The organism is Streptosporangium oxazolinicum (assembly GCF_039537505.1).
Taxonomy (GTDB): Bacteria; Actinomycetota; Actinomycetes; order Streptosporangiales; family Streptosporangiaceae; genus Streptosporangium; species Streptosporangium oxazolinicum.
The window spans coordinates 262,637-286,450 of the sequence record NZ_BAABAQ010000001.1; the positions used below are offsets into that span (position 1 = coordinate 262,637).

The window sequence follows — 23,814 nt, forward strand, 5'->3', positions numbered from 1 at the left end:
CGCCCCGCGAGCGGGATCCGAAACAGGCGGCACCCGCTTCACAAGCGGGACCCCTAACCGATGGGCCCCCTCTCGTGAGAGCGGGTCTCAGTGGTTGACCGCGATCGGGAGCCGGTGCAAATTCGCCATCGCTCCGGCGTAGACGTCCGCCAGCCGGGCCGCGGTGGCGGACCAGCCGAAGGCCGCCGCGTGGGCCACCGCGCCCGCCGACAGTGTCTCCCGCCAGGTGGGCTCGTAGACGAACCGGCGGAGCACCCGTGCCCAGTCGTGGGTGTCGTGCCCCTCGACGAGCACCCCGGACACGCCATCGCGCACGGCGGTGCGCAGCCCGCCCACGGACGCGGCGGCGACCGGGGTGCCGCACGCCTGGGACTCCAGGGCCACCAGGCCGAACGACTCGCTGTGGGAGGGGACGACGGTCACGTCGGACGCGCGGTACCAGTCGACCAGCTCGTGCTGGGGCGCGGGAGGAACGATCCTGACCACGTCGGAGATCCCCAGCGAGGCGGCCACGTCGGTGAGGTAGGAGGGCCTGGCCAGGCCGTTGCCGCTGGGGCCTCCGACGCAGGCGACGACCAGCCTCGATCTGAGCGAGGGGTCGTCGATGAGCATCCTGGCCGCGGCGCGCAGCAGCACGTCCGGGGCCTTCAGCGGCTGCACCCGGCCCACGAACAGCAGTACGTGGGCGTCCTGCGGCAGCCCGAGCCGGTGGCGGGCCGCGCCCTGGGAGGCGGGCTGGAAGACCCTGAGGCTCACGCCGGGGCTGACGACCTCGACGCGGGCCGGGGCGGCCCCGTACAGCTCGACGAGTTCGGTCGCCTCGGTCGGGGTGTTGGCCACCAGGCGGTCGGCGATGTCCACCACCTGCTGCTCGCCCAGTACGCGGGCGGGCGGCTCGGGCCTGTCGTCCTCGGCGAGCAGGAGGTTCTTCACCTTGGCCATGGTGTGCATGGTGTGCACCAGCGGCAGGCCCCAGCGCTCCTTGGCCAGCCAGCCCACCTGGCCGGAGAGCCAGTAGTGGGAGTGGATGACGTCGTAGCGGCCCGGCTCGTACATGGCCTCGGTGCGCAGCACGCCCGACAGGAAGGCGCAGAGCTGGCCGGGCAGGTCGCCCTTGTCGAGCTCCTCGTACGGCCCGGCGGTGACGTGGCGGACGGAGACGCCCGGGACGAGTTCGGTGACCGGTGGCAGATCCCGGGATGTCTGCCGGGTGAAGATCTCCACCTCCACCCCGAGTTCGGCCAGGCGTTTCGCCACCTCGACGATATAGACGTTCATCCCGCCCGCGTCCCCGGTCCCCGGCTGGTCCAGGGGGGACGTGTGCATGCTGATCGTCGCGACCCGGTTGACCCGCCGTCGCCTCACCGACACCACCTCCGAGGGCCTCAACCATCGGGCAATCCGCAACATTCCCGTCACATAGCCACATCGGGTCCGTGCGGGGCGATCATGGCGGCCCCTGGCAGGATGGGGGGTCATGAAGAGGACAGCTGTGGTGACAGGGGCCAGTAGCGGGATCGGCGAGGCGACGGCCCGCAGGCTCGCCGCCGAGGGCTTCGACGTGGTGGCCGGGGCGCGGCGCAGGGAGAGGCTCGACGCGATCGCCGCCGAGGTGCCCGGTATCCGCCCGGTCACCCTGGACGTGACGTCGCAGGAGTCGGTGGACGAGCTGGCCGCCTCGCTCGACCGCTGCGACGTGCTGGTCAACAACGCCGGGGGCGCGATCGGCCTGGAGCCCGTGGCGAGCGGGAAGGTGGCCGACTGGCAGCGGATGTACGACGTCAACGTGCTCGGCACGCTCCGCGTCACCCAGGCGCTGCTCCCCAAACTGGTCGAGTCGGGCGACGGCGTGCTGCTGATGCTGACCTCGGTGGCCGGGCTCGTCTCGTACGAGGGCGGCGGCGGCTACAACGCGGCCAAGCACGCGCAGACCTCGATGACCGAGGTGCTCAGACTGGAGCTGGTCGGCGAGCCGGTCAGGATCGTCGAGGTCGCCCCCGGGATGGTCCACACCGAGGAGTTCTCGCTGAACCGCTTCCGGGGCGACTCCGCCGCCGCCGGACGGGTCTACGAGGGCGTGCCCGACCCGCTCTCCGCCGACGACGTGGCCGACGCCATCGCCTGGTGCGTGACCCGCCCGGCCCACGTGAACATCGACCGTCTCGTCATCCGCCCCCGGGCCCAGGCCGCCCAGCACAAGGTCCACCGCGTCTGACCGTGCCGAAGCCAGTGGGAAAGCCGACAGGGAAGCCGATCGGAGAGGTCACCAGGGGGACCACGGGGCACAACCGCCTGCGCCGGGCCGACCGCTGGGTGGTCGCCGCGCACGGCCGCTCGCTGCGCTCCGCCACCCGCCCGCTGGTGGTCGATCTCGGGTACGGGGCCTCGCACACCACGACCCTGGAGATGTTCCTCCGGCTGCGCGCGATCTGCCCCTCGGTCGAGGTCGTCGGCGTCGAGATCGACCCGGCGAGGGTGGCGGCGGCCAAGCCGTACGAGCGGCCGGGGCTGTCCTTCACGCTGGGCGGGTTCGAGCTGCCGGTGGCGCGGCCACCCCTGCTGGTCAGGGCGTTCAACGTGCTGCGGCAGTACGGGGAGGCGCAGGCGTGGGGGTACTGGGCGATGCTCTCCGAGCGGCTCGCGCCGGGCGGGATGATCGTCGAGGGCACCTGCTCCGAGGTGGGCCACCGCGCGGTCTGGGCCGGGCTCGACCGCTCGGGGCCCCGGACGCTCACCCTCTCGGCCCGCTTCGACTCCTTCGAGCGCCCCTCGGACCTGGCCGACCGGCTGCCCAAGGCGCTCATCCACCGCAACGTCCCCGGCGAGCCCATCCACGCCTTCCTGCGTGACTTCGACCGCGCCTGGGCGGTCAACGCCCCACTGAGCTCGTACGGCTCCCGGCAGCGCTGGATCGCCGCCGCCGAGACGCTCGCCGGGACCTGGCCGCTCGCCGAGCGGCCCCCGCTGGGCGGCCGGTCGCGCTGGCGGCTGGGCGAGATCACCCTTCCCTGGTCCTCGGTCGCCCCGGAGTGACCTCCGGCTTCGGTACGGCACCCGGGCGCCATGCGTGATTCTGTGAACGGCCCTGCCGTCGCCCCGGAGTGACCTCCAGCTCAGGTAGGGCAAACGGGCGCCGTGCGTGACCTCGCTGTCACCCGAAGATGACCCCCCAACTTTGGTTAGGCAAACCTAAGTTGGGTGCATATATTTGATAAAGTCCACGTATGTCAGAACTGCGGTTCGTGGTGGATCCCGACCTCACCCCCGAGCTCACCGGCGAGCTCATCGGCTGCTGGACCGACGTGGTGAACGCCGGAGGGTCGGTGGGCTTCGTCCCCCCGGTCACCTCCGACGACATCATGGAGACGGCGACCGCCACCTTCGCCGCCTGCGACACCGCTCGCGGCGGCACCGACCACCTGCTCGTCGGGTTCGACGGGGAGGACCGGGTGGCCTGCTGGCTGGTCCTGGGCGACGGGAAGTCGTGGCTGCGGGCCCACTGGCGCTGGGTGTGGCGCGTGATGGTCGATCCCAAGCACCAGGGCAGGGGCTACGGGACGCTGCTCATGCGCGCCGCCGACGACGCCGCCCGCGCCCTGGGCGTGGAGGCACTGCACCTGACGGTCCGAGGCGGCACCGGGACCGAGGGCTTCTACGGCCGCCTGGGCTACGTGGAGGTCGGCCGGATCCCGAGGGCGATCCGCCTCGCCCCCGGCGACGACCGGGACGAGATCTACATGGTCAAAAACCTGTGACACACGTCACTCGACAACCCGTAGTACTACCCCTCGTGGTGCGGGAGTTAGGCTTGGATGCGTGAAGGGTCTCGGCGAGCTTGAACGCAGCATCATGGACATCATCTGGGCACAGCCATCCCCTGTGACGGCGCGGGAGGTCGGGCGTCTGATCGCCGACCGCGACCTGGCGCCCACCACCGTGATGACCGTGCTCGACCGGCTCACCCGCAAGGGCTTCCTGCTCCGCACCCGCGACGGGCGCGCGTGGCGGTACGCACCGGCGGAGAGCCGCGACGCCTACGTCGCGGAGCTTATGCTGGAAGCGCTGGATTTGACCGGTGACCGGTCGGCGGCCCTCACCCGGTTCGCCCAAGCCGTCACCGGCACCGAAGCCGACATCCTGCGCAGGGCCCTGACGGACCTTGAGGGGGAGCTGGAGGACGAGTAGATGACCGCGGCAGCCCTGGCGACGCTCGCCCTGGTCTGCGCGGTCGGCGCCTGGCGGTTCACCCGGGCGCGATGGACCTACCGCGCCCCGCACGTGGCCATCGTCCTGTGGCAGGCGCTCGGGGTCACCTGGGGCCTGGCCGGGACCGGCGCCCTGCTGGGTTACGCGCTGGAGCCCTACGGCGAGGGCGTGCTGCACGGCCTGCACGAGTTCGCGATCTCCGCGTTCGGCGGCGGGCGGGGGCTCCCCACGCCGTACGACCTGCCGAGGGTCCTCGCGCTCGTCGCGGGGCTGACCGCGCTGGCCGTGCTGATCCTGGTGCTCCTCGCCGCGGGCGCGCAGACGCTCCGCGCCCGCCAGCGCCACCGCACCCTGCTCGCCCTGATCGCCAGGGAGGACCCGGTGGTCCCCGGCGTGCGGGTGCTCGATCACCCGGGCGCCACCGCTTACTGCGTGCCCGGCCTGCGCTCTCAGGTGGTGGTCAGCGAGGGGGCGCTGAAGCTGCTCTCCGCCGACGAGCTGAGCGCGGTGCTCGCCCACGAGGCCGCCCACGTGCGCGAACGGCACGACCTGGTGCTGCTGCCCTTCGCCGCGCTGCGCAGGGCGCTGCCCTGGTCGCGCGTGGTCAGGGACGCGCAGGGCGAGGTCGGGCTGCTCGTGGAGATGGCCGCCGACGACGTCGCCCGCCGGGGCTGCTCCGCGCGCCGCCTGGCGACCGCGCTGCTGCGCTTCGGCACGGCGGGTGCCGTCCCGGCCCCGCACGGCGCGCTGGGCGCCGCGAACTCGGCAGCCGCCGTGATGGCCAGGGTCGAGCGCCTGGTGAACCCGGGCCCGGTCCTGCCGCTCGGGATCCGCTACGCCATCGTCGCCTTCTCCGTCGTCCTGACGTCGTCGGCGCCGCTGCTCTGGCTGGCCCCGTACTGAGGGTGCCCCCGTTGACCCGCTTTGAAGACGTTGACCCCCCTTGAAGATGGGGCCGGTCCGCATACCGAAGCCTGGCTCCGCTCCGGAGATTTAGCCGGTTTCATCCAGGTTTAGCCAAAATCACCCCAAAGTGCTTGCAAGTGTTAGCCAACCCGTTTGCAATTGCAAGCAGGGTGGGGCAGACTCGAAACATGGCACTACCGAAGGTCGGCTCGATCGGTGAGTACATCCGCGAGCAGCGCACGCACGCGAAGATCTCTTTGCGGCAGCTCGCCGCGGCGGCGGGGGTCTCCAACCCCTACCTGAGCCAGATCGAGCGCGGGCTGCGCAAGCCCAGCGCCGAGATTCTGAACCAGATCGCCAAGGGCCTGCACATCTCGTCGCAGGCACTCTACGTCCAGGCGGGCCTCATCGAGGAGCGCGAGCCGGACAGCGACGTGCTGAGTGCGATCAGGGCCGACCATCTCATCACCGAGCGCCAGCGCCAGGTGCTGATCGACATCTACGAGTCGTTCCGCAAGGAGAACCAGCAGGCCGAGGCCCCGGACGACGAAGCGCAGACCTCCCAGAAAGCGCCTCTCGCACCGGAGCCCCGGCGAGGTGACGCGGGCTCCTCGCCTGACGGCGAGATGCCGTTCCCCGGGGAATACCTCACCGCGTTGAAGCCCTACGCGGCCCCCCCGAGCAACGGCCACATCACCAAGGAAACCAAGGAAGGTTAACCCATGCCCATCACCAACGAAGTCAAGAGACTGGCCGAGTCCAAGCCGTTCTACGCCTTCGCCGGGGCCGGCGACTTCGCCGTCGAGAAGCTCCTTGAGCTTCCCGAGCACATCCAGAAGCTGCAGGGCCGTCGCGAGGAGATCCGCGAGGCCGCGAAGGACCTCCCGGTGAGGGCCAGGCAGCTCGCCGGGAGGGCCGAGGGCTACGCCAAGGACTTCCCCGTGAAGGCGCGCGACTACGCCGACCAGATCGCGGGCCGGGCCAACGAGCTGTACGAGGAGTTCGCCACCCGTGGCCGCAAGGTCGTCTCCAAGACCAGCGGCGAGATGGCCCTGGAGCTGGAGGAGGTCTCCGAGGCCGCCGAGCCCGCGATCGCCGCCGCCCGGACGCCCAGGAAGGGCACCCGCACCACGAAGACCGGCACGACCAGCAGGTCCACCACGACAGGCAGGTCGACCACGACCAGCAGGTCCACCGCATCCGGCAGGTCCACCACGACCGGCAGATCCACCACGCCCAGGAGCTGAGCGGGCCCCTCGTGAAACCGGCCACGGCCACCCGCGGACCCCGCCTCCAAGGCCCGTCCCTCGGGGCGGGCCTTCCGGTGTTCGGGGATCGGTGTTCGGCGAACACGAGCGAGCGGGACCGGGCGCGGCCGGATGCGATCGGACGTCATCGGACGTGATCCAGCGTGGGCGGACACAGCCCGGTTGCGATCGGACGTGATCGAGCATGATCGGACGTGATCGAGCGCGGGCGGACACAGCCCGGTGCGATCAAGCGCGGCCGGGCGCGGGCGGGTGTGATCGGGTGCGGGAACGGGTCGCCAACCTCGGCCGGTACGGGCCGAGGGCGACGCGAACGGGACTTTCGGCATTAGGCTGAGGGCGACCGGCGAGGCGAACGTTCTGGAGAGACGATGATCGAAATCCACGGTGCCCTGGACCTGGTCTTCTGGATCCTGGCCGTCGGAGTGTTCGCGCTGTCGGGGTGGGCGCTCGTCCACGCGGTGAAGACCCCGGCGCGGGCGTTCGCGGTCACCGGCAAGCAGACCAAGAATCTGTGGCTGGTCATCCTCGGGCTGGCGGCGCTGTTCGGCTTCGCCGCCGCGGTGCAGTACCTCAGCGTGCTGAGCATCTTCACGATCGCCTCCGTCATCGCCTCGGGCATCTACCTCGCCGACGTGCGTCCCGCCGTCCGGGAGATCGGCAAGGGCGGCGGCAACCAGGGGCCGTACGGACCCTGGTGACCGGTCGGATGCGCTCGGGCCGACGTCGAGCGTGCGGACCTCGGCGACAGGCGTTATCCGGGCTGACGTCCCGGGCGACGGGCGACCGGGGACCGTGCGGACCCCGATGACCTGCCCTCCGAAGCGGGCCCCGGGTAATCGGCTTGCCTGGCGGGATCCCGGCCGATAGACACGCCGGATGATGTTCGCGCGCAAGCCCACGCTCCCCGGAGAGCACGTGACGCTCCGGCCGGTCGGCCCCGAGCATGTGGACGGCCTCTGGGAGCTCGTCAACGACCCCGAGACCGTCCGGCTGACCGGCTCGCACGGCAAGCCCGACTACGAGGCGCTCAAGATCTGGTACGGCTCCCGGGGCGACCAGGACGACCGGCTGGACCTGGCGATCTGCACCATCGACGACGACGCCTACGTGGGCGAGATCGTGCTCAACGATCTCGACGCCGACAACCTCTCCTGCAACCTGCGCGTCGCGCTGATCGGCCCCCGGGCGTACGGGAAGGGCTACGGCACCGAGGCGATCCGGCTCGTCCTCGACCACGTCTTCCGCACCACGCCGTTGCACCGGGTGGGCCTGGAGGTCTACGCCTTCAACGAGCGGGCCGCGCACGTCTACCGCAAGGTCGGCTTCGTCCAGGAGGGCGTCCGCCGCGACGCCCTGCGTCTAAACGGGGAATGGTATGACTCCGTAATCATGTCGATACTTGCCCCTGACTGGGTTGTCAGGGAAATTTGACATACATATGGTGATTTTTCGGAAACATCTTTTGACACTCCCGAAACAATGCTAGGTTCAGTGGGAGCGCTCCCACCTGTGCGGCATCTTGGTGTGGAGGAAGTTATGACCGATCTACCCACACTTGCCCAGGTCGCAGCAGAGGCAGGGGTCTCCCCCGCCACCGCGTCCCGGGTACTCACCGGTTCAGTCAGAGTCAGCACATCGACTCGTAGGCAGGTGCATGACGCAATATCGCGTCTCGGTTATGTAAGGCATCGCGCTCCCCGTGGCGGCTCCGGCCGCCGATCCGACCAGGTCGTGGCCATCGTGGTCTGCGAACCCGCGCACCGGCTGTTCACCGAGCCGTTCTACGCGCGGATGATCACGGCCGCGGAGGAGGTCCTCACCGGGCACGGCGTCCCCCTCGCCGTGATGACCGCCACGGCGGCCACCTCCACCATCGCCACGCCGCCGCTCGTCGCCGGAGGCATCGACGGCGTCCTGCTGATCGCGGCGCGCGACCGGCATCCGCTCGTGGTGACCCTCGCCGCCTCGGGCATTCCCGTACGGAGTGCGGGCCGTCCCCCGGACGGCATCGACCTCCCCCACGTCGACATGGACAACCGCGACGGCGGCCGTCAGGCGGCGGAGCACCTGCTGCTCGGCGGCCGGAGGTCCATCGGCGTCATCGCGGGCCCACCCGCCCTTCCGGCCGCCCGCGACCGGCTCGACGGGTTCCTGCAGACCCTCGCCCTGGCCGGGATGACGGGCGTGCCGGTCGCGTACGGCGACTTCGGCCACGCGTCGGGCGTGCACGGCATGCAGTGGCTGTTGCGCAGGATGCCGCACGTGGACGCGGTGTTCGCCGCCTCCGACGTGATGGCCGCCGCCGCGTTGCAGACCCTGCGCCGGGCCGGGCGCCGGGTGCCGGAGGACGTGGCCGTCATCGGGTTCGACGACTCCCCCGCCTCCCGGCGGACCTCACCCACGCTCACCACCGTCCGCCAGCCGGTGGAGGAGTTCGCCGCGCTCGCCACCCGGCTGCTGCTGCTCTCGATGAGCTCGGCCGGTGCTTCCCGCGACAACCCCGTACTCCCCACTGAGCTGGTGGTCCGTGAGTCCGCCTGACCAGGTCGGACTTCGCGCGGGAGACGTGCTCACCCGCAGGTACCTGTTGCTGGAGCGGATCGCGTGGGGTGGCATGAGTGTCATCTGGCGTGCCTTCGACCAGTCGCTCCAGCGGCTGGTCGCCGTCAAGCTGCTGGACGGCGAGCTGGGCGTCGACCTGGGGGAGCGCGAGCTGATCCGCAGGGAGGCGCGTGCCACCGCGCGCCTCATCCATCCCGACGCGATCGAGGTCTACGACTACGGGGAGACCGTGACCTCGCACGGCCGCCTCGCCGCGTACGTGGTGATGCGCCTGTTGGAGGGGCGCCCGCTCGCGGACCGGATCACCGAGGGCCCGCTGCCGTGGGCGGAGGCGGCGGCGATCGCCGCCAGGCTGGCCACCGTGCTGGCCGCCGCCCACGAACGGGGCATCGTGCACCGGGACGTCACCGCCGAGAACGTGCTGCTCACCTCGACCGGTGCCAAGCTGCTCGACTTCGGCATCGCGGCCTTCATCGGGGAGGACGAGGACGACCGGGCCTCCGACTACGGGACCCCTCCCTACGTGGCTCCGGAGCGGCTGACCGGCGCGGTCGCGGATCCGGCGAACGACGTCTACGCGCTGGGCGTCCTGCTGTTCGAGATGCTCACCGGGGATCCCCCGTACCCGGAACGTACCTGGGAGGAGATCGAGAACGTCCGCAGGGAGGGACCGCCGCCGGTGGCGGAGGTGCCGGGGATGCCCGCGCGGATCGGCGCGCTCTGCCAGGTGTGCCTGTCGCACCGGCCCGAGGCGAGGCCGAAGGCGCAGGAGGTGGCCGACGACCTGCTGGAGGCCCTCACCCCGGCCCGTTCGACCGGCAGGAAGGGGCTGGTGGGCTGGACGGTGGTCGCGACGGTGGCGGCGCTGCTCGCGGGGCTCCTGGTGTGGAGCCTCATCCCCGTCCCCCGCGACGATCACGTGGCGGGTCCGCAGGGCCGGGGGACGACTCCGCCCACGGCCCTCGATCCCACCACCGCCTACCCCGAACCGGGCCCCTCCCCTTCCCCTTCTCCCTCCACCACCGTCACCGTCACCGTCACCCGGAAGCGGGGGCACGTGGCGGACCCGGTCCGCTCCTACGACCCGAACCTCAACCAGAGCGTACGGCGCTTCAACGCCGTGCTCACGAAGGGGGAGAACGAGGGCAGGATCCGCTCGGACGTGGCCCTGGACCTGCGGCAGGTGCTGGCCAACAGCGTCTGGGGCTCCCGCGACCTCACCCCGATCCGGGGGAAGATCGCCGACCGCAACCGGGAGGGCACGCTGCCCGACGACTTCCGCCACGCCCTGGAGGCCCAGCTCCTGCTCGTGTCGGTCGCACTGACCGGGTAAACAGGAAGGGGCTTGAAGAAAAAACAAAACCTCTGATGTGAAAAGTACCCTTGACGCGGCTTTGGTTTATCCCCGAAAAGCCCAACCCCGCAACTCAAGGGTACTTTTCCATACAAAAATGCTCAGAGTTAATGGCTACTGTAGTTGATGGTCAGAATAGCCACGACAGCATGGGCGTCCCCTTCGGGGGAAGTTTGATACTCATCGTTATATTGATAGTCAATACGAGCGTAGCTACTGACCTCATAATGCACGGTACGCGACCATCCAGTTCCCTGCGGCTTTCCCGCCTTACCTTTGAGAATGGTCGTCTGCCCCACCGCCGGAGGTTTTCCGGGCTCCTGAGACACATGATCCCAGAACTGTTGAGCCTGCTGAATTCCTACTCGATCAGCCAGCTGCTCGTAGTGGCGAAAGAATTTCCGGTGCACGAGCACGCGATATTGCGGGGCCGTGAGTGGACGCCCTCCCGGCCGCTTGGCCGGCGCATGCGGTCGATACGCGCTGGTACTCACTGAGGCTCGCTGACCTCAACGAAGTCTTCCGCAGCACGCTTGCCCATCAGCACGGAACGACGCAGAGGGTCCTCGATTTGGCGAGCAGTGACGCGCCAGCCTCTAATGCATTCGTCAAGAGCCGTGGTGTCCTCGTCGGAGTGAGCGGCGATCAGGGCATCATGTAGATCTTCTACAAATTCACGAAGATCGTCCGCGTCAAAAACCCGTAACCAGGCGAGATCGCCCAAGTCTCCGACGTTCAGGGTGACGTCTCTGCGAAGCAGCTCGTCAAGCCGCATATGGGCACGAGACCACCGGGCGATCTCCTCCAAGAGGCGCAGGCGCCTCTCCGGGAGCATTACGAGGCTGGTTCCGTCCTTGTCGCGCACACGAGCCAAACCCTCACGCGCCGCGTCGAGCACTTCGGTCCGCTTGTTGGCGAGATCAGAGGATTGGAAGATCACATCAGTCATGGCGTCCTCCTCTTGCCAGGATCATACATAGGATCGTACCCGCTAAGATGACGCCTCGGGGTAACCGCCAGGTAAAGATCTAAGCGGAGGTGATCGTGGACGAGGAGAGTCGCCCCTTCGACGCACGCAAAACGCTGATGTGTGAGGACCAGGCAGCACCGCGCACCGAGTGGCAGACGTCGAGCCTCGTCTGCGAGATGCAGGAGACCCTGCGGTCCCGCCTCTCTCTCGACCGGGAGGAACGTGCCAAACAGCTTCACCGGTTCGACCTCGCGTCACAAGAACTCACCCGGCGAGGCCTGGACGCCGAGTCTCTCGTGCGCTACGGCATGGCCGCTGAGATCTTGGGACCGGTGCTCGGGATACTCCTGATTCATCAGATCCTTCCCGAAAGCGACACGAACGCATATCTTCGCGAGGCCGACGTTGACGTCGAAGGATGGCGATCCCTCCTCAAGATTCCAGTCGCGACAGATAAAGTGCAAGCCTCCCCGCACCTCCAAGAGCTTGTGGTGGAAATAAACCGTGAGGTTCTCCATCCGCTTCTTAGCTGGATAAGGAGCGCCGAGCTAAATACACTGGTACGACTGGATCTTCCAACTGAAGAGCAATTCTGGTCAAAGACCGAAAGCGTGGCGGACGACGCGTCACTGCGGCATCGGTACAAATGGCTGATCGAACGGTTCACCGAAACCTATCTCGCCAACTGGTCTCTTCCAGCCCTTCATCTGGAGTATCGCTGGCAAAAAGATATCGACCCAATCATGTTTCCGATCGGGATAATGGAAGGTCGTATCATCCCCACCGGTGAGCTCGCGGCAGAGATCGCACATCGAACAGTTCTCGATTCAAACGTCCTGTCCGACTCCGCGCCATCGACATTGTTCTTGATGAACAAACTGAAGAGCCACGCCATAAGCCTGCTGGGTGACGGAAGGCACCGCGAAGCCGCTGCACTGTTCACTTTTGCCGTTCAACAATGGCCCAACGACCCCAGCGCCCAGAACAACCTGGGTTTCTGCCTGCTGCCAGAGAACGCAACGCAGGCTCTGGAACACCTAAACAGTGCGGCCCGCATGGGCTATGAGCCCTATGCGATAAATGCATACAACAGAATGTGCTGCTATCTTGAGATGCGTCACCCAAGGACAGCTTTGGCCATAGCCAAAGATTTCTGGGAAGAGCGGCCCGATGAAGCCGACACGACAAGTGTACTCTGGAAACCGGTCAACGGTGAATGGCAGCTGGCGCAGAACATATACATCCGCGCCACCATGGCAGAACTCGCCGCCCGTATCGCACATGCCCACGGGTGGGAAGACGAAGAGCGCGTATGGAGAATTAGAGCCGAGGCTTGACAATGATCGTCAGGGTCCACCAACGCCGAGCATTCGCGAGCGAGATGATGGCGCACCGCCGTGGCGTGCCAGGCTTGGGCGAGGTGTCGCCTTGGCTGACGGGGACCGTGGCCGTTCCTGCTCCGGTGACCGTCCGTTCCTAGAGGACTCCGAGGGCATCGACACCTCCGCCTGGAAGCTGGCCGGGACCTCGGTCTTCAGTCCGCCGCGATCGTCTTGGTCTACCGCCCGACCGCATGACAGTCATAAGCCCATCGCCGAAGCCTCCACGCGGGGATCACGTCCCCGCGTGGAGGCTACCGTTTATCAGGCGACTGTTCCGGATCGGGGCGTCCTGCGCGGGCGGCACCAGCTCGGCGGCGAGGCCACCGGCCGGGCCCTCGACACCGCCCATACACGCCGAACCCCTGGCTTGGACCTCCTTCGACGGGCTGCTGGAGGGGGCCTAGTCGAACTCGCCGTGCCTCACACCGCCGACGAAGGCCGCCCACTCGGCGCGGGCGAAGACCAGCGCCGGACCGGACGAATCCTTGCTGTCCCGGACCGCCGTACGATTTCCGGACAAGTCAGCGACTTCAACGCAATTGCCGCCATCGCCACCGGACAGTGAGGACTTACGCCATTTGGCGCTGGCGAGTTCGTTGGTCATCTCCATAGCTCGACCTTCTCCTTAATCAGATGAGGAGGCGCGGGTGAGCGGCTGGCACATCCTCGGCGACATGGCGACGCGGTGGGACAACGGGCGGGACGTCCGGATCACGAAGGGAGACTTCCCCAGCATCCAGGCGGCCATCGAGAACTGGGAGGCCGGGGAGCGGGCGCGGCAGGCTCGCGACCTGAGGGAGATGGGCAGGCTCGTGGACAGCGCGATAGCCCGGTTGCAGCGTCACCTCGACGCCGAACGCCGTGATCCTCCCCGATGAGCCCCGGACGCCCCAGAAACCCATATAAAAAGTACCATCTCTCTTATACGCCCAGATAACCACACAATAAAATATCCCGCATGTCGCATAACCCGTACGACACCGCCGATTAGTAGAGTCAGCAGAAATGGCGCATCATCGGCAATGCGCCTGGACGGAGAAATACCCAAAGAAAAGGACAAAGTTGTGACAGACATTGGTCACTCCTATATTGCTCAGCGAAGTACCGTCCGCTCCTGGCTGACGGGGGCCCTGACCGTCGCGGTCGCGCTGGGCTGCGTCGCCGCGATACCGCACCCCGCGAGCGCGGCGTACGAGACGAACGCGGTGAACACGACGAACACGACGAACCCGACACCCGGCACGAACGAGGCGACGCCGGTGCCGCTCGGCACGGCGACGAACTTCGCGGTGCTGGCGGGAACGACGGTCGCCGAGACCGGCGCCACCGTCGTCACCGGCGAGCTGGGGGTGAGCCCGGGAACGAAGGCCACCGGCTTCCCGCCCGGCGTCGTGGCGGGCGCCATCTACGCGGCCGACTCCGTCGCCGCGCAGGCCCAGATCGACCTCGCCACCGCCTACGAGAACGCGGCCAGGCGGACCGGCACCGCCTCCCTGCCGCAGCAGCTCGGCGGACTCACCGTGAAACCGGGCGTCTACAACTCCGTCGCGGGTGCCTTCCACATCACCGGGGATCTGACCCTCGACGGGCAGGGGAACCCGAACGCCGTCTTCGTCCTCAGGGCACCCGCCCTGATCACCGCGCCCGCCAGCACGGTGAAACTCGTCAACGGCGCCCAGGCGTGCAACGTCTTCTGGCAGATCGGCGGCTCGGCCGCGCTGGGAGCCGGTTCCACCTTCGTCGGGAACCTCCTCGCGCTGAACTCGATCACCACGGCCAACGGCACGACCGTGAACGGCCGCCTCCTGGCCCGCCAGGGCACCGTCATCCTGAACAAAACCACCGTCACACGATCCGCCTGCGCGGTCCTGCCGTCGAGGCATACCTCCACCAAGCTGGCCGCGTTCTGCGATCCGGAAGCGCCGGGTCATCTCACCCTCGTCGCGACCGTCACGTCCTCGGGGGCGGCCCCTCCGACCGGACCGGTCGAGTTCTTCGCCAACGGGGTGAGCCAGGACAACTCCCAATCGGACGCCGCCGGTCAGGCGAAACTGATCGTTTCCCAGGTCCCGATACGAACCCATGAGTTCGTCGCGGCCTTCGCGGGGACGAACCGGCTCGACCCCAGCACCTCACCGGTGCTGGCCGTGGCCGTCGGCCCCAAGGGGATCTGCCCGGCACCACCGGCGAGTCCGGCCACCGCGGGTGGCGGCACCGGTGACACCGCCGGTGCTCCCCCTGCCAACGCCGCCGGTCCCGGCAACAAGAAGAATCGGAACGCCATAACGTACCCGCCCCGGAGAAAGGCGTTCAAGGCGAGGAACCGGGAACGCCACCGTCACCACCATCCACGGTTCAGGCACCATCGCCACCAGCGCTGAAAAGGCGGGCCGGAAAACGGCTCCCCGGAGCATGGAGAGGTAAAGCGGCCGTCCCGGGGTCCGAGAGGTCAGTGGGTTCAGGTTCTGGTTCCGGTTCCGGTTCCGGAGAGACATCGTCCGGGAATTCCGGGGTGACGCGGAATCACATCGCGTTCCGCACCGCGTTTCGCACCCTGTTTCCGCGTCACCGTCACCGTTTCCGCGTCACCGTCACCGGCCGGGGTGGCGGATGAGCCCACCCGCCCGTCCACCCGTTCGTCCGGCGCCGCCGGTGAATCCCGGGAATCCGGTGGACCTGGTGAATCCGCCCCGTCGGCCGTTGGCCGGTGGGGCGGAGCGCCGGGCCGGGACCCGCGCGGATCGGACGGCCGCCTTGGGGACGGGCCCGGCCCCCGGAGCGTACTCACAAGCAAGCACTCGACCGGGAAGATCGAGGATTCTGAAACTTTCATGGTTCGCGAAAAAGGCCACCGGGATCGCAGCAGCCTGACGGCGTGGGTCACGAAACATCGGTGTAACCAAAGGCGCCTGCCATTGACATCCCGTTCGCCGTCTCCAGAATCCCTTATGGGAGCGCTCCCACCCCCTCTCTCCCCTGCTTGATCTGATGCGGTGCCACCACCAGCGGATTCGCATCGATCCCCACTCACGGAGGCCCATTTCATGCATCTGTTCCCCTTAAAAGCGGGAGCGCTCCCACAGCTCCGGAAACGCTGCCGGAGAAGCTTCCGGAGACGGGTCGCCGCGCTGGCGCTGATCAGTCTGGCGGCCGGGACGACCACCGCGCTGGCGGCCTCCCCCGCCCTCGCGGCCGTCGCCTGCGACGTGACGTACACCACCAACGACTGGCAGGGCGGCTTCACCGCCAGCGTGTCCGTCAAGAACCTGGGCGACCCGCTGACCGGATGGACCCTCGGGTTCAGCTTCCCGACGACCACCCAGCGGCTCAGCCAGGGCTGGAGCGCCACCTGGGCGCAGAGCGGCCAGGCCGTCACCGCCAGGAACCTCGACTGGAACGGCAACCTGGCCACCGGCGCCTCGACCAGCATCGGCTTCAACGGCACCTGGTCCGGCTCCAATCCCAAGCCGACCGCCTTCACGATCAACGGCACCACCTGTGCCGGGACCGCGCCCGTCAACCAGCCGCCCACCACGAGCCTCACCAGCCCGGCGGCCGGGGCCACCTTCACCGCGCCCGCGACGGTGGCGATCGCCGCGAACGCGGCCGACAGTGACGGCACCGTCTCCAAGGTCGACTTCTTCAACGGCAGCACACTGCTGGGCACCGACACCACCGCGCCGTACGCCTATAACTGGACGAACGTCGCGGCCGGAAGCTACTCCCTCACCAGCAGGGCGACCGACGACAAGGGCGCGGCCACCACCTCCGCCCCCGTGGGGATCACCGTCACCGCCAACGCGACCCCCGCCGTGCTCGTCACCCCGGCCACCATCGCCGTCCCCGAGGGCGGCACGGCCGACCTCGCGGTCAGGCTCTCCAGGGCCCCGTCCGCGAACGTCACCGTGGCGACCGCGCGGACGAGCGGCGACACCGACCTCACGGTCTCCTCCGGGGCGTCGCTCACCTTCACCACCGCCAACTGGAACACGGCCCAGACGGTACGGGTCGCGGCGGCCGAGGACGCCGACCAGACCTCCGGCAGCGCCGAGTTCACCTCGACCGCCACCGGCCACACCTCGGCCAGGGTGACCGCCACCGAGGTCGACAACGACTCGAACGGCGGCGGCAACGAGTACGTCCAGCGCTTCACCGCGCTGTACAACAAGATCAAGGACCCGGCGAACGGCTACTTCTCGCCGCAGGGCGTGCCCTACCACTCCGTCGAGACCTTCATGGTCGAGGCGCCGGACCACGGGCACGAGACCACCTCCGAGGCGTACAGCTACTACCTGTGGCTGGAGGCGGCGTACGGCAAGGTGACCGGCGACTGGACCAGGTTCAACGACGCCTGGGCCTCGATGGAGAGGTACATCATCCCGGCCACCGCCGACCAGCCGACCAACTCCTTCTACAACCCGGCCAAGCCCGCCACGTACGCCGGTGAGTGGGACGACATCAAGCAGTACCCGTCCAGGCTGGACAGCGGGGTGAGCGTCGGCGTCGACCCGATCGCGAACGAGCTCAAGACGGCGTACGGCACCAGCGACGTCTACGGCATGCACTGGCTGCTGGACGTGGACAACACCTACGGCTTCGGCCGCTGCGGGGACGGGACCACCAAGCCCGCGTACATCAACACCTACCAGCGCGGCCCGGAGGAGTCGGTCTTCGAGACCATCCCGCAGCCGTCCTGCGACACCTTCAAGCACGGCGGCCCGAACGGGTTCCTTGACCTGTTCACCGGGGACAGCTCCTACGCCAAGCAGTGGAAGTACACCAACGCCCCCGACGCCGACGCCCGCGCCGTCCAGGTCGCCTACTGGGCGCACACCTGGGCCACCGAGCAGGGCAAGGCCGCGCAGGTCTCGGCGACGGTCGCCAAGGCCGCGAAGATGGGCGACTACCTGCGCTACGCGATGTACGACAAGTACTTCAAGAAGCAGGGCTGCACCAGCACCTCGTGCCCGGCCGGGACCGGCAAGGACAGCTCCGCGTACCTGCTGAGCTGGTACTACGCCTGGGGCGGCGCCAACGACAGCTCCGCCGGATGGGCCTGGCGGATCGGCTCCAGCCACAACCACTCCGGCTACCAGAACCCGATGGCCGCGTGGGCGCTGTCCAGCGTGGACGTGCTCAAGCCCAAGGGCGCAACCGCCGTACAGGACTGGACCACCAGCACCAAGCGGCAGCTGGAGTTCTACCGCTGGCTCCAGTCGACCGAGGGCGCGATCGCCGGTGGCGCCACCAACAGCTGGCAGGGCCACTACGCGGCCCCGCCGTCGACGCTGCCCACCTTCTACGGGATGGCGTACGACTGGCAGCCGGTCTACCACGACCCGCCGTCCAACCAGTGGTTCGGCTTCCAGGCGTGGTCGATGGAGCGGGTCGCGGAGCTGTACTACGCGACCGGCAACGCCGACGCCAAGCTCGTGCTGGACAAGTGGGTGAAGTGGGCCACCGACAACACCACGATCAACGCCGACGGGACCTACCAGATCCCCTCGACGCTGGTGTGGACCGGCCAGCCCGACACCTGGAACCCCACCAACCCGGGCACGAACGCCGGGCTGCACGTGAGCATCAGGGACTACACGACCGACGTGGGCGTGGCGGGCTCCTACGCCAAGGTGCTCACCTACTACGCGGCCAAGTCCGGCAACGCCACGGCGAAGAACGTCGCCAAGGGCCTGCTCGACGGCATGTGGCGCAACAACCAGGACGCCAGGGGCGTCTCGGTCCCCGAGACCAAGACCGACTACCGGCGCCTCAACGACCCGGTCTACGTGCCCCCGGGCTGGACCGGCAAGATGCCCAACGGCGACACGATCAACTCCAGCTCGACCTTCATGTCCATCCGGTCCTTCTACAGGAACGACCCGGACTGGCCGAAGGTGGACGCCTACCTGAAGGGCACCGGCCCCGCGCCGACCTTCAACTACCACCGGTTCTGGGCGCAGGTGGACGTGGCCGTCGCCCTCGCCGAGTACGGCCGGCTCTTCCCCTGATTCCCCTCCTCGGGCCCGGCCTGGTTGAGCCGGGCCCGAGCCCGACGAGCCCGACCCGCTGAGACCTCGGGGCGTGACGGCATCCCTGACCCGCCGTCACGCCCCGAGCACCACCTCGCACCATCTCCGAGAGGCGCACCCCCCGATGAAGAGAACTCTCGCGGCGCTCGCGCTGCTGGCGCTGGCCGCCGTGCCGGTGACGGTGCCCGCCACCGGCGCCCAGGCCGAGGCGCCCGCCTTCGCGTACGGCGAGGCGCTGCAGAAGTCCATCTGGTTCTACGAGGCCCAGCAGTCGGGGGCGTTGCCGAGCTGGAACCGCGTCGGCTGGCGCGGCCCCTCCGGACTCGGCGACGGCCAGGACGCCGGGCTCGACCTGACCGGCGGCTGGTACGACGCGGGCGACCACGTCAAGTTCGGCCTGCCGATGGCGGCGAGCGCGACGATGCTGGCCTGGGGCGCGGTGGAGTACCGCGACGCGTACGCCTCCTCCGGGCAGCTCACCCACCTGCTGAACAACCTCAAGTTCGTCAACGACTACTTCATCAAGGCCCATCCGTCGGCGAACGTGCTGTACGGGCAGGTCGGCAACGGCGGCAGGGACCACGCCTGGTGGGGTCCGGCCGAGGCGATGCAGATGGAGCGGCCCGCGTACAAGATCGACGCCTCGTGCGGGGGGTCGGACCTGGCCGGGGAGACGGCGGCGGCGATGGCGGCCTCGTCGATCGTCTTCCGCCCGACAAACCCGACTTATGCCGACACGCTGGTGACGCACGCCAAGCAGCTCTACACCTTCGCCGACACCGTGCGGAAGAAGTACAGCGACTGCGTCACCGACGCGGCGGGCTACTACCAGTCGTGGAGCGGCTACAACGACGAGCTGGTCTGGGGCGCGATCTGGCTGCACCGGGCCACCCAGGACGCCTCCTACCTGGCCAAGGCGGAGTCGTACTACGACAACCTCGGCACCGAGCCGCAGTCCACCGTCAAGTCCTACAAGTGGACGATCGCCTGGGACGACAAGTCCTACGGCGCCTACGTGCTGCTGAACAAGCTGACCGGCAAGCAGAGGTATCTCGACGACGCCAACCGCTGGCTCGACTTCTGGACGGTCGGGGTCGACGGGCAGCGGGTGCGATACTCCCCCGGCGGCCAGGCCGTGCTCGACCGGTGGGGGTCGCTGCGCTACGCGGCCAACACCGCGTTCGCGGCGCTGGTCCATTCGGACTCGATCACCGACGCGACACGTAAGACGAGATATCACGACTTCGCGGTCAGGCAGATCAACTACGCGCTCGGCGACAACCCGCGCAACTCCTCGTACGTGATCGGATTCGGCGCGAACCCGCCGAGGAACCCGCACCACCGCACCGCGCACGGCTCGTGGACCGACCAGCTGACCAACCCGGCCGAGACCCGCCACACCCTGTACGGCGCCCTCGTCGGCGGCCCGCCCGACCCCAACGACGCCTACACCGACCGGCGCGACGACTACGTGATGAACGAGGTCGCCACCGACTACAACGCGGGCTTCACCAGCGCCCTCGCCCGCCTCTACCGCGAGTACGGCGGTCCCCCGGCCGCGAACTTCCCCGCCGCCGAGACCCCCGACGGCCCGGAGATCTTCCTGGAAGCCGGGGTGAACGCCTCGGGCTCGACGTTCACCGAGATCAAGGCCATCGTGCGGAACCAGTCGGCCTGGCCCGCGCGCCCGCTGACCAACGGCTCGTTCCGCTACTACTTCACCCTCGACGGCACCACGACCGCGAGCCAGGTCTCGGTGACCTCCGCCTACAACCAGTGCAAGGCGCCGACCGGGCCGACCCTGCTGTCCGGGAAGACCTACTACGTCACCATCGACTGCTCCGGGACCTCGATCGCCCCGGCGGGCCAGTCACAGCACCGGCGCGAGGTGCAGTTCCGGCTCGCGAGCACCGGGACGTGGGACCCGTCCAACGACTGGTCGTACACCGGTGTCGCCACCACGCCGGGCGCGACCCCGGTGCGGGTGCGGAACATCACGCTCTACGCGGGGACGACGAAGATCTGGGGCAACCCGCCCGGCGACGAGCCCCCGCCGCAGGAGGACACGACCGCGCCGACCCGGCCGGGCAAGCCCGCCGTCTCCGCGATCACCGGGAGCGGCGCCACCCTGACCTGGGCGGCCTCGACCGACAACGTGGGCGTCAGCGGCTACGACGTCTACCGGGGCACGACGAAGGTCGCCACCTCCACCGGCACCTCGTACGTCCTCACCGGGCTGACCCCGGCGACGGCGTACACCGTGTCCGTGGTGGCCAGGGACGCGGCGGGCAACTCCTCCGCCGCGTCCGAGAGCACCGCGTTCACCACGACGACGGCCCCGGCGGGCGGTTGCACGGCCACGTACACGATCGGCAACAGCTGGCAGGGCGCCTTCCAGGGGAACGTCACCGTCACGAACGCGGGCGCCTCGGCGATCACCGGCTGGACGGTGACCTGGAGGTTCCCCAACGGCCAGACGATCAGCCAGCTCTGGAACGGCACGCACACCCAGACGGGAGCGGACGTGTCGGTCAGGAACGTGAGCTGGAACGGCGCCCTCGCCCCGAACGCCTCGGCCTCCTTCGGCTTCAGCGCGAGCCAGAACGGCACCAACGGCGTCCCGGTGCCGGTGACCTGCACCGTCGGCTGACATCCCGCTTCGACCACTCGTTCCGGTGGTTCGTTCCGACGGTTCACGGCGGTCCGCGCCGTGAATCGGCACCCGCTTCCCTGTCCGGGCGTCCGCTCCTCCCAGCGGACGCCTCCTCACCCCGGCCGGGCGCGACGACCCCTCCGCCCGGCCGGGCACTCCCCAACCGAGGTAGGCCATGCGCACCAGACTGGCGCTGCTCGCGGCGCTCCTTCTCCCGTTCCTCGCCCTCCCGTTCCTCGTCTCCGTACCGCCCGCCCACGCCGCCGTCGGCCTCCACGTGAGCGGCACGCGAATCCTTGAGGCGAACGGCAACGCGTTCGTCATGCGGGGCACCAGCCACCCGCACGCCTGGTACCCGACCCAGACCGGCTCGTTCGCGAACATCAAGTCACTCGGCGCGAACACCGTCCGGGTGGTGCTCAGCGGCGGCCGGTGGACCGCGAACGGCGTCTCCGACGTGGCGAACATCGTCTCGCTCTGCAAGCAGAACAGGCTCATCTGTGTCCTGGAAAATCATGACACCACCGGGTACGGCGAGCAGAGCGGCGCGTACACCCTCGACCAGGCCGTGGACTACTGGATCGGCGTCAAGAGCGCGATCGTCGGCCAGGAGGACTACGTCGTCCTCAACATCGGCAACGAGCCCTTCGGCAACACCGCGACCACCCCGGGCTGGACCCAGGCCACCTCGGCCGCGATCACCCGGCTGCGGAGCAACGGGTTCCAACACCTGATCATGGTGGACGCGCCCAACTGGGGCCAGGACTGGGGCTTCACCATGCGCGACAACGCCGCCACGGTCTTCGCCGCCGACCCGCAGCGCAACACGGTCTTCTCCGTCCACATGTACGGGGTGTTCGACACGGCCGCCGAGGTCACCTCCTACCTCCAGGCGTTCCAGACCTCGGGACTGCCGCTGGTGGTCGGCGAGTTCGGCTTCGACCACTCCGACGGCAACCCCGACGAGGACACGATCATGGCCCAGGCACAGGCCAGGGGTGTCGGCTACCTCGGCTGGTCGTGGAGCGGCAACGGCGGCGGCGTCGAGTATCTCGACCAGGTGACCAACTTCGACGTGACCGCCCTCACCAGCTGGGGACAGCGCCTGTTCAACGGCGCGAACGGCATCGCGCGGACCTCCGTCGAGGCCACGGTCTACGGCGGCACCGGCACCCCCGACACCCAGGCGCCGACCAGGCCCGGCACCCCCGTCGCCTCCGACGTCACCGCCACCGGCGCCCGGCTGTCCTGGACCGCCTCCACCGACAACCGCGCGGTCACCGGCTACGACGTCCTGCGGGGAACCACCAGGCTCGGCTCCTCCGCGACCACCTCCATCACCCTGACCGGCCTCACCGCGCAGACCGCCTACACCGTCACCGTCGTCGCCCGCGACGCCGCCGGGAACACCTCGGCCGCCTCCTCGGCGACGACCTTCACGACCACCTCGACCCCGCCGAGCGGCTGCACCTCGACGTACCGGACGACCAACTCCTGGCAGGGTGGCTTCCAGGGCGAGGTCACCGTCCGCTGCGCCTCCGCGGTCACCACCTGGCGGACCGTCCTCACCTACCCCTCGGGCGTGAACATCAGCCAGTCGTGGAGCTCCACCCTCTCCTCGGCTCCCCCGGTCTTCACCTTCACCAACGCCGCCTGGAACGGAGCCGTCCCGGCGGGGGGATCCACCACCTTCGGCTTCATCGGCACCTGGTCCGGCACGGGCACCCCGCCCGTCCCCGCCATTTCCTAGCCGTACCCGGTGGCCGTCTCCTGGTCGTATCGAACGGCCGTCTTTATAGAACGTCTTTTAGTTTTACCCCGGTGCCTCACCGCCCCGCGCGACCGTTTCCCGTCGTACGCCAAGCGGTGAGGCCGCCGTCACCGGCGGCCTCACCCTGCCTCTTCCCGTCGTACGCAGGCCGGTGAGGTCGTCCACCTGCGGCCTCACCGCGACCCCGTGGCCGGTTCACACCGGCCACGGGGCTCCCTCGCAGCGCGCCCGGATCGGGGCGCGGGCGTGGTCCGGCGATCGGGAGACCCGGTCAGTCGTCGTCGAACCCGAAGCCGCCGCTGCGGTTCCTGTTCTCCAGGCGGTTGAAGTTGTTGTTGTTATTGTTGATCCGCACCTTGAAGTGCTGGCGGTGGTGGTGTCGGTGTCCGCCCCAGCCACCCCAGCCGCCGCCGCCACAGCAGCCGCGACCACAGCCGCGGCCACAGCCACCGCCGCCCCAGGTCGGGAAGGCCGCGGCGGTGACCGTGGCGGTCGCCGCGCCGGCGCTCGCGACCGTGGTCGCCGCACCCATACCGACAGCCCCGCCGGTCAGCGCCACAGTGAACGCGAGTCCTGCGATAACACTCTTGAACTTGGGCATTGCTTTTCCCCTCGAAAGGTTCAATTACCCCGATTCCCGGCATTTCTGGATCGGCCGGAAATCACTAGAGGTGGCCAGATATGAGCCATCCCCGCTTGTCATGATTTCC

The 23,814-nt window shown here is 68.7% G+C and carries 22 protein-coding genes; 17 read left to right on the forward strand and 5 right to left on the reverse strand.

Translation table 11 applies throughout. The features are described from left to right. Positions 1–87: 87 nt before the first annotated feature. Entirely contained in the window at positions 88–1,371 is a 1,284-nt protein-coding gene (mshA, locus tag ABD817_RS01250) for a D-inositol-3-phosphate glycosyltransferase (RefSeq protein ID WP_344914007.1), read from the reverse strand. Between the two features lie 106 nt (positions 1,372–1,477). On the opposite strand from mshA, the gene ABD817_RS01255 reads away from it, so the two are divergent. The 11 genes from ABD817_RS01255 (at position 1,478) to ABD817_RS01305 (ending at position 10,278) form a co-directional block, all read left to right on the forward strand. Further along, complete coding sequence (locus tag ABD817_RS01255; RefSeq protein WP_344914010.1) at positions 1,478–2,215, forward strand: SDR family oxidoreductase; 738 nt, start codon at positions 1,478–1,480, stop codon at positions 2,213–2,215. A 14-nt stretch (positions 2,216–2,229) separates the two neighbouring features. Beyond that, complete coding sequence (locus ABD817_RS01260) at positions 2,230–3,033, forward strand: class I SAM-dependent methyltransferase (RefSeq protein WP_344914013.1); 804 nt, start codon at positions 2,230–2,232, stop codon at positions 3,031–3,033. Positions 3,034–3,224: 191 nt separating this feature from the next. Further along, positions 3,225–3,755: a GNAT family N-acetyltransferase gene (locus ABD817_RS01265; protein WP_344914016.1), complete on the forward strand. Its 531-nt coding sequence runs from the start codon at positions 3,225–3,227 to the stop codon at positions 3,753–3,755. Positions 3,756–3,816: 61 nt separating this feature from the next. Then, on the forward strand, positions 3,817–4,185 hold the full coding sequence (locus tag ABD817_RS01270) for a BlaI/MecI/CopY family transcriptional regulator (RefSeq protein WP_344914019.1): 369 nt from the start codon (positions 3,817–3,819) through the stop codon (positions 4,183–4,185). After that, positions 4,186–5,109: a M56 family metallopeptidase gene (locus ABD817_RS01275; protein ID WP_344914022.1), complete on the forward strand. Its 924-nt coding sequence runs from the start codon at positions 4,186–4,188 to the stop codon at positions 5,107–5,109. Between the two features lie 191 nt (positions 5,110–5,300). Next, on the forward strand, positions 5,301–5,831 hold the full coding sequence (locus ABD817_RS01280; protein ID WP_344914025.1) for a helix-turn-helix domain-containing protein: 531 nt from the start codon (positions 5,301–5,303) through the stop codon (positions 5,829–5,831). A 3-nt stretch (positions 5,832–5,834) separates the two neighbouring features. Further along, positions 5,835–6,359: a hypothetical protein gene (locus ABD817_RS01285; protein ID WP_344914027.1), complete on the forward strand. Its 525-nt coding sequence runs from the start codon at positions 5,835–5,837 to the stop codon at positions 6,357–6,359. 392 nt (positions 6,360–6,751) lie between these two features. Next, positions 6,752–7,081: a DUF2516 family protein gene (locus tag ABD817_RS01290; RefSeq protein ID WP_329089733.1), complete on the forward strand. Its 330-nt coding sequence runs from the start codon at positions 6,752–6,754 to the stop codon at positions 7,079–7,081. Between the two features lie 178 nt (positions 7,082–7,259). Continuing rightward, positions 7,260–7,814, forward strand: a complete 555-nt coding sequence (locus ABD817_RS01295) for a GNAT family N-acetyltransferase (RefSeq protein WP_344914032.1) — start codon at positions 7,260–7,262, stop codon at positions 7,812–7,814. Between the two features lie 105 nt (positions 7,815–7,919). Continuing rightward, a complete protein-coding gene (locus tag ABD817_RS01300) occupies positions 7,920–8,924 on the forward strand; it encodes a LacI family DNA-binding transcriptional regulator (RefSeq protein ID WP_344914035.1) in 1,005 nt (334 codons plus the stop codon). Continuing rightward, entirely contained in the window at positions 8,911–10,278 is a 1,368-nt protein-coding gene (locus tag ABD817_RS01305) for a serine/threonine-protein kinase (protein WP_344914038.1), read from the forward strand. The genes ABD817_RS01300 and ABD817_RS01305 overlap by 14 nt, the downstream gene beginning before the upstream one ends. 128 nt (positions 10,279–10,406) lie before the next feature. Here ABD817_RS01305 and ABD817_RS01310 read toward each other — a convergent pair whose 3' ends face one another. Both ABD817_RS01310 and ABD817_RS01315 read right to left on the reverse strand, forming a co-directional pair. Beyond that, entirely contained in the window at positions 10,407–10,709 is a 303-nt protein-coding gene (locus ABD817_RS01310) for a hypothetical protein (RefSeq protein ID WP_344914041.1), read from the reverse strand. Between the two features lie 80 nt (positions 10,710–10,789). After that, positions 10,790–11,248 carry a hypothetical protein gene (locus ABD817_RS01315; RefSeq protein ID WP_344914044.1) on the reverse strand — a complete coding sequence of 153 codons (459 nt, stop codon included), beginning with the start codon at positions 11,246–11,248 and terminating at the stop codon, positions 10,790–10,792. Positions 11,249–11,343: 95 nt separating this feature from the next. Here ABD817_RS01315 and ABD817_RS01320 point away from each other — a divergent pair, with 95 nt between their 5' ends. After that, on the forward strand, positions 11,344–12,606 hold the full coding sequence (locus ABD817_RS01320) for a hypothetical protein (protein ID WP_344914047.1): 1,263 nt from the start codon (positions 11,344–11,346) through the stop codon (positions 12,604–12,606). Between the two features lie 445 nt (positions 12,607–13,051). Here the strand turns inward: ABD817_RS01320 and ABD817_RS01325 are convergent, their stop codons facing one another. Next, positions 13,052–13,261, reverse strand: a complete 210-nt coding sequence (locus ABD817_RS01325) for a DUF397 domain-containing protein (RefSeq protein WP_425583218.1) — start codon at positions 13,259–13,261, stop codon at positions 13,052–13,054. A gap of 37 nt (positions 13,262–13,298) precedes the next feature. Between ABD817_RS01325 and ABD817_RS01330 the strand changes: the two genes are divergently transcribed. The 5 genes from ABD817_RS01330 to ABD817_RS01350 all read left to right on the forward strand — a co-directional run bounded on the left by ABD817_RS01330 (position 13,299) and on the right by ABD817_RS01350 (position 23,083). Next, positions 13,299–13,529, forward strand: a complete 231-nt coding sequence (locus ABD817_RS01330) for a hypothetical protein (RefSeq protein ID WP_344914050.1) — start codon at positions 13,299–13,301, stop codon at positions 13,527–13,529. A gap of 186 nt (positions 13,530–13,715) precedes the next feature. Continuing rightward, positions 13,716–15,032: an ice-binding family protein gene (locus ABD817_RS01335; RefSeq protein ID WP_344914053.1), complete on the forward strand. Its 1,317-nt coding sequence runs from the start codon at positions 13,716–13,718 to the stop codon at positions 15,030–15,032. 663 nt (positions 15,033–15,695) lie between these two features. After that, complete coding sequence (locus tag ABD817_RS01340; RefSeq protein WP_344914056.1) at positions 15,696–18,659, forward strand: glycoside hydrolase family 48 protein; 2,964 nt, start codon at positions 15,696–15,698, stop codon at positions 18,657–18,659. A gap of 145 nt (positions 18,660–18,804) precedes the next feature. Beyond that, positions 18,805–21,330, forward strand: coding sequence for a glycoside hydrolase family 9 protein (locus tag ABD817_RS01345; protein ID WP_344914059.1), 2,526 nt, complete (start codon positions 18,805–18,807; stop codon positions 21,328–21,330). 178 nt (positions 21,331–21,508) lie between these two features. After that, positions 21,509–23,083 (forward strand): cellulase family glycosylhydrolase, encoded by a 1,575-nt coding sequence (locus ABD817_RS01350; protein WP_344914062.1) that lies wholly within the window; start codon positions 21,509–21,511, stop codon positions 23,081–23,083. A gap of 292 nt (positions 23,084–23,375) precedes the next feature. On the opposite strand, the gene ABD817_RS01355 is transcribed toward ABD817_RS01350, so the two are convergent. Continuing rightward, positions 23,376–23,705, reverse strand: a complete 330-nt coding sequence (locus tag ABD817_RS01355) for a hypothetical protein (RefSeq protein ID WP_344914065.1) — start codon at positions 23,703–23,705, stop codon at positions 23,376–23,378. Between the last annotated feature and the right edge of the window lie 109 nt (positions 23,706–23,814).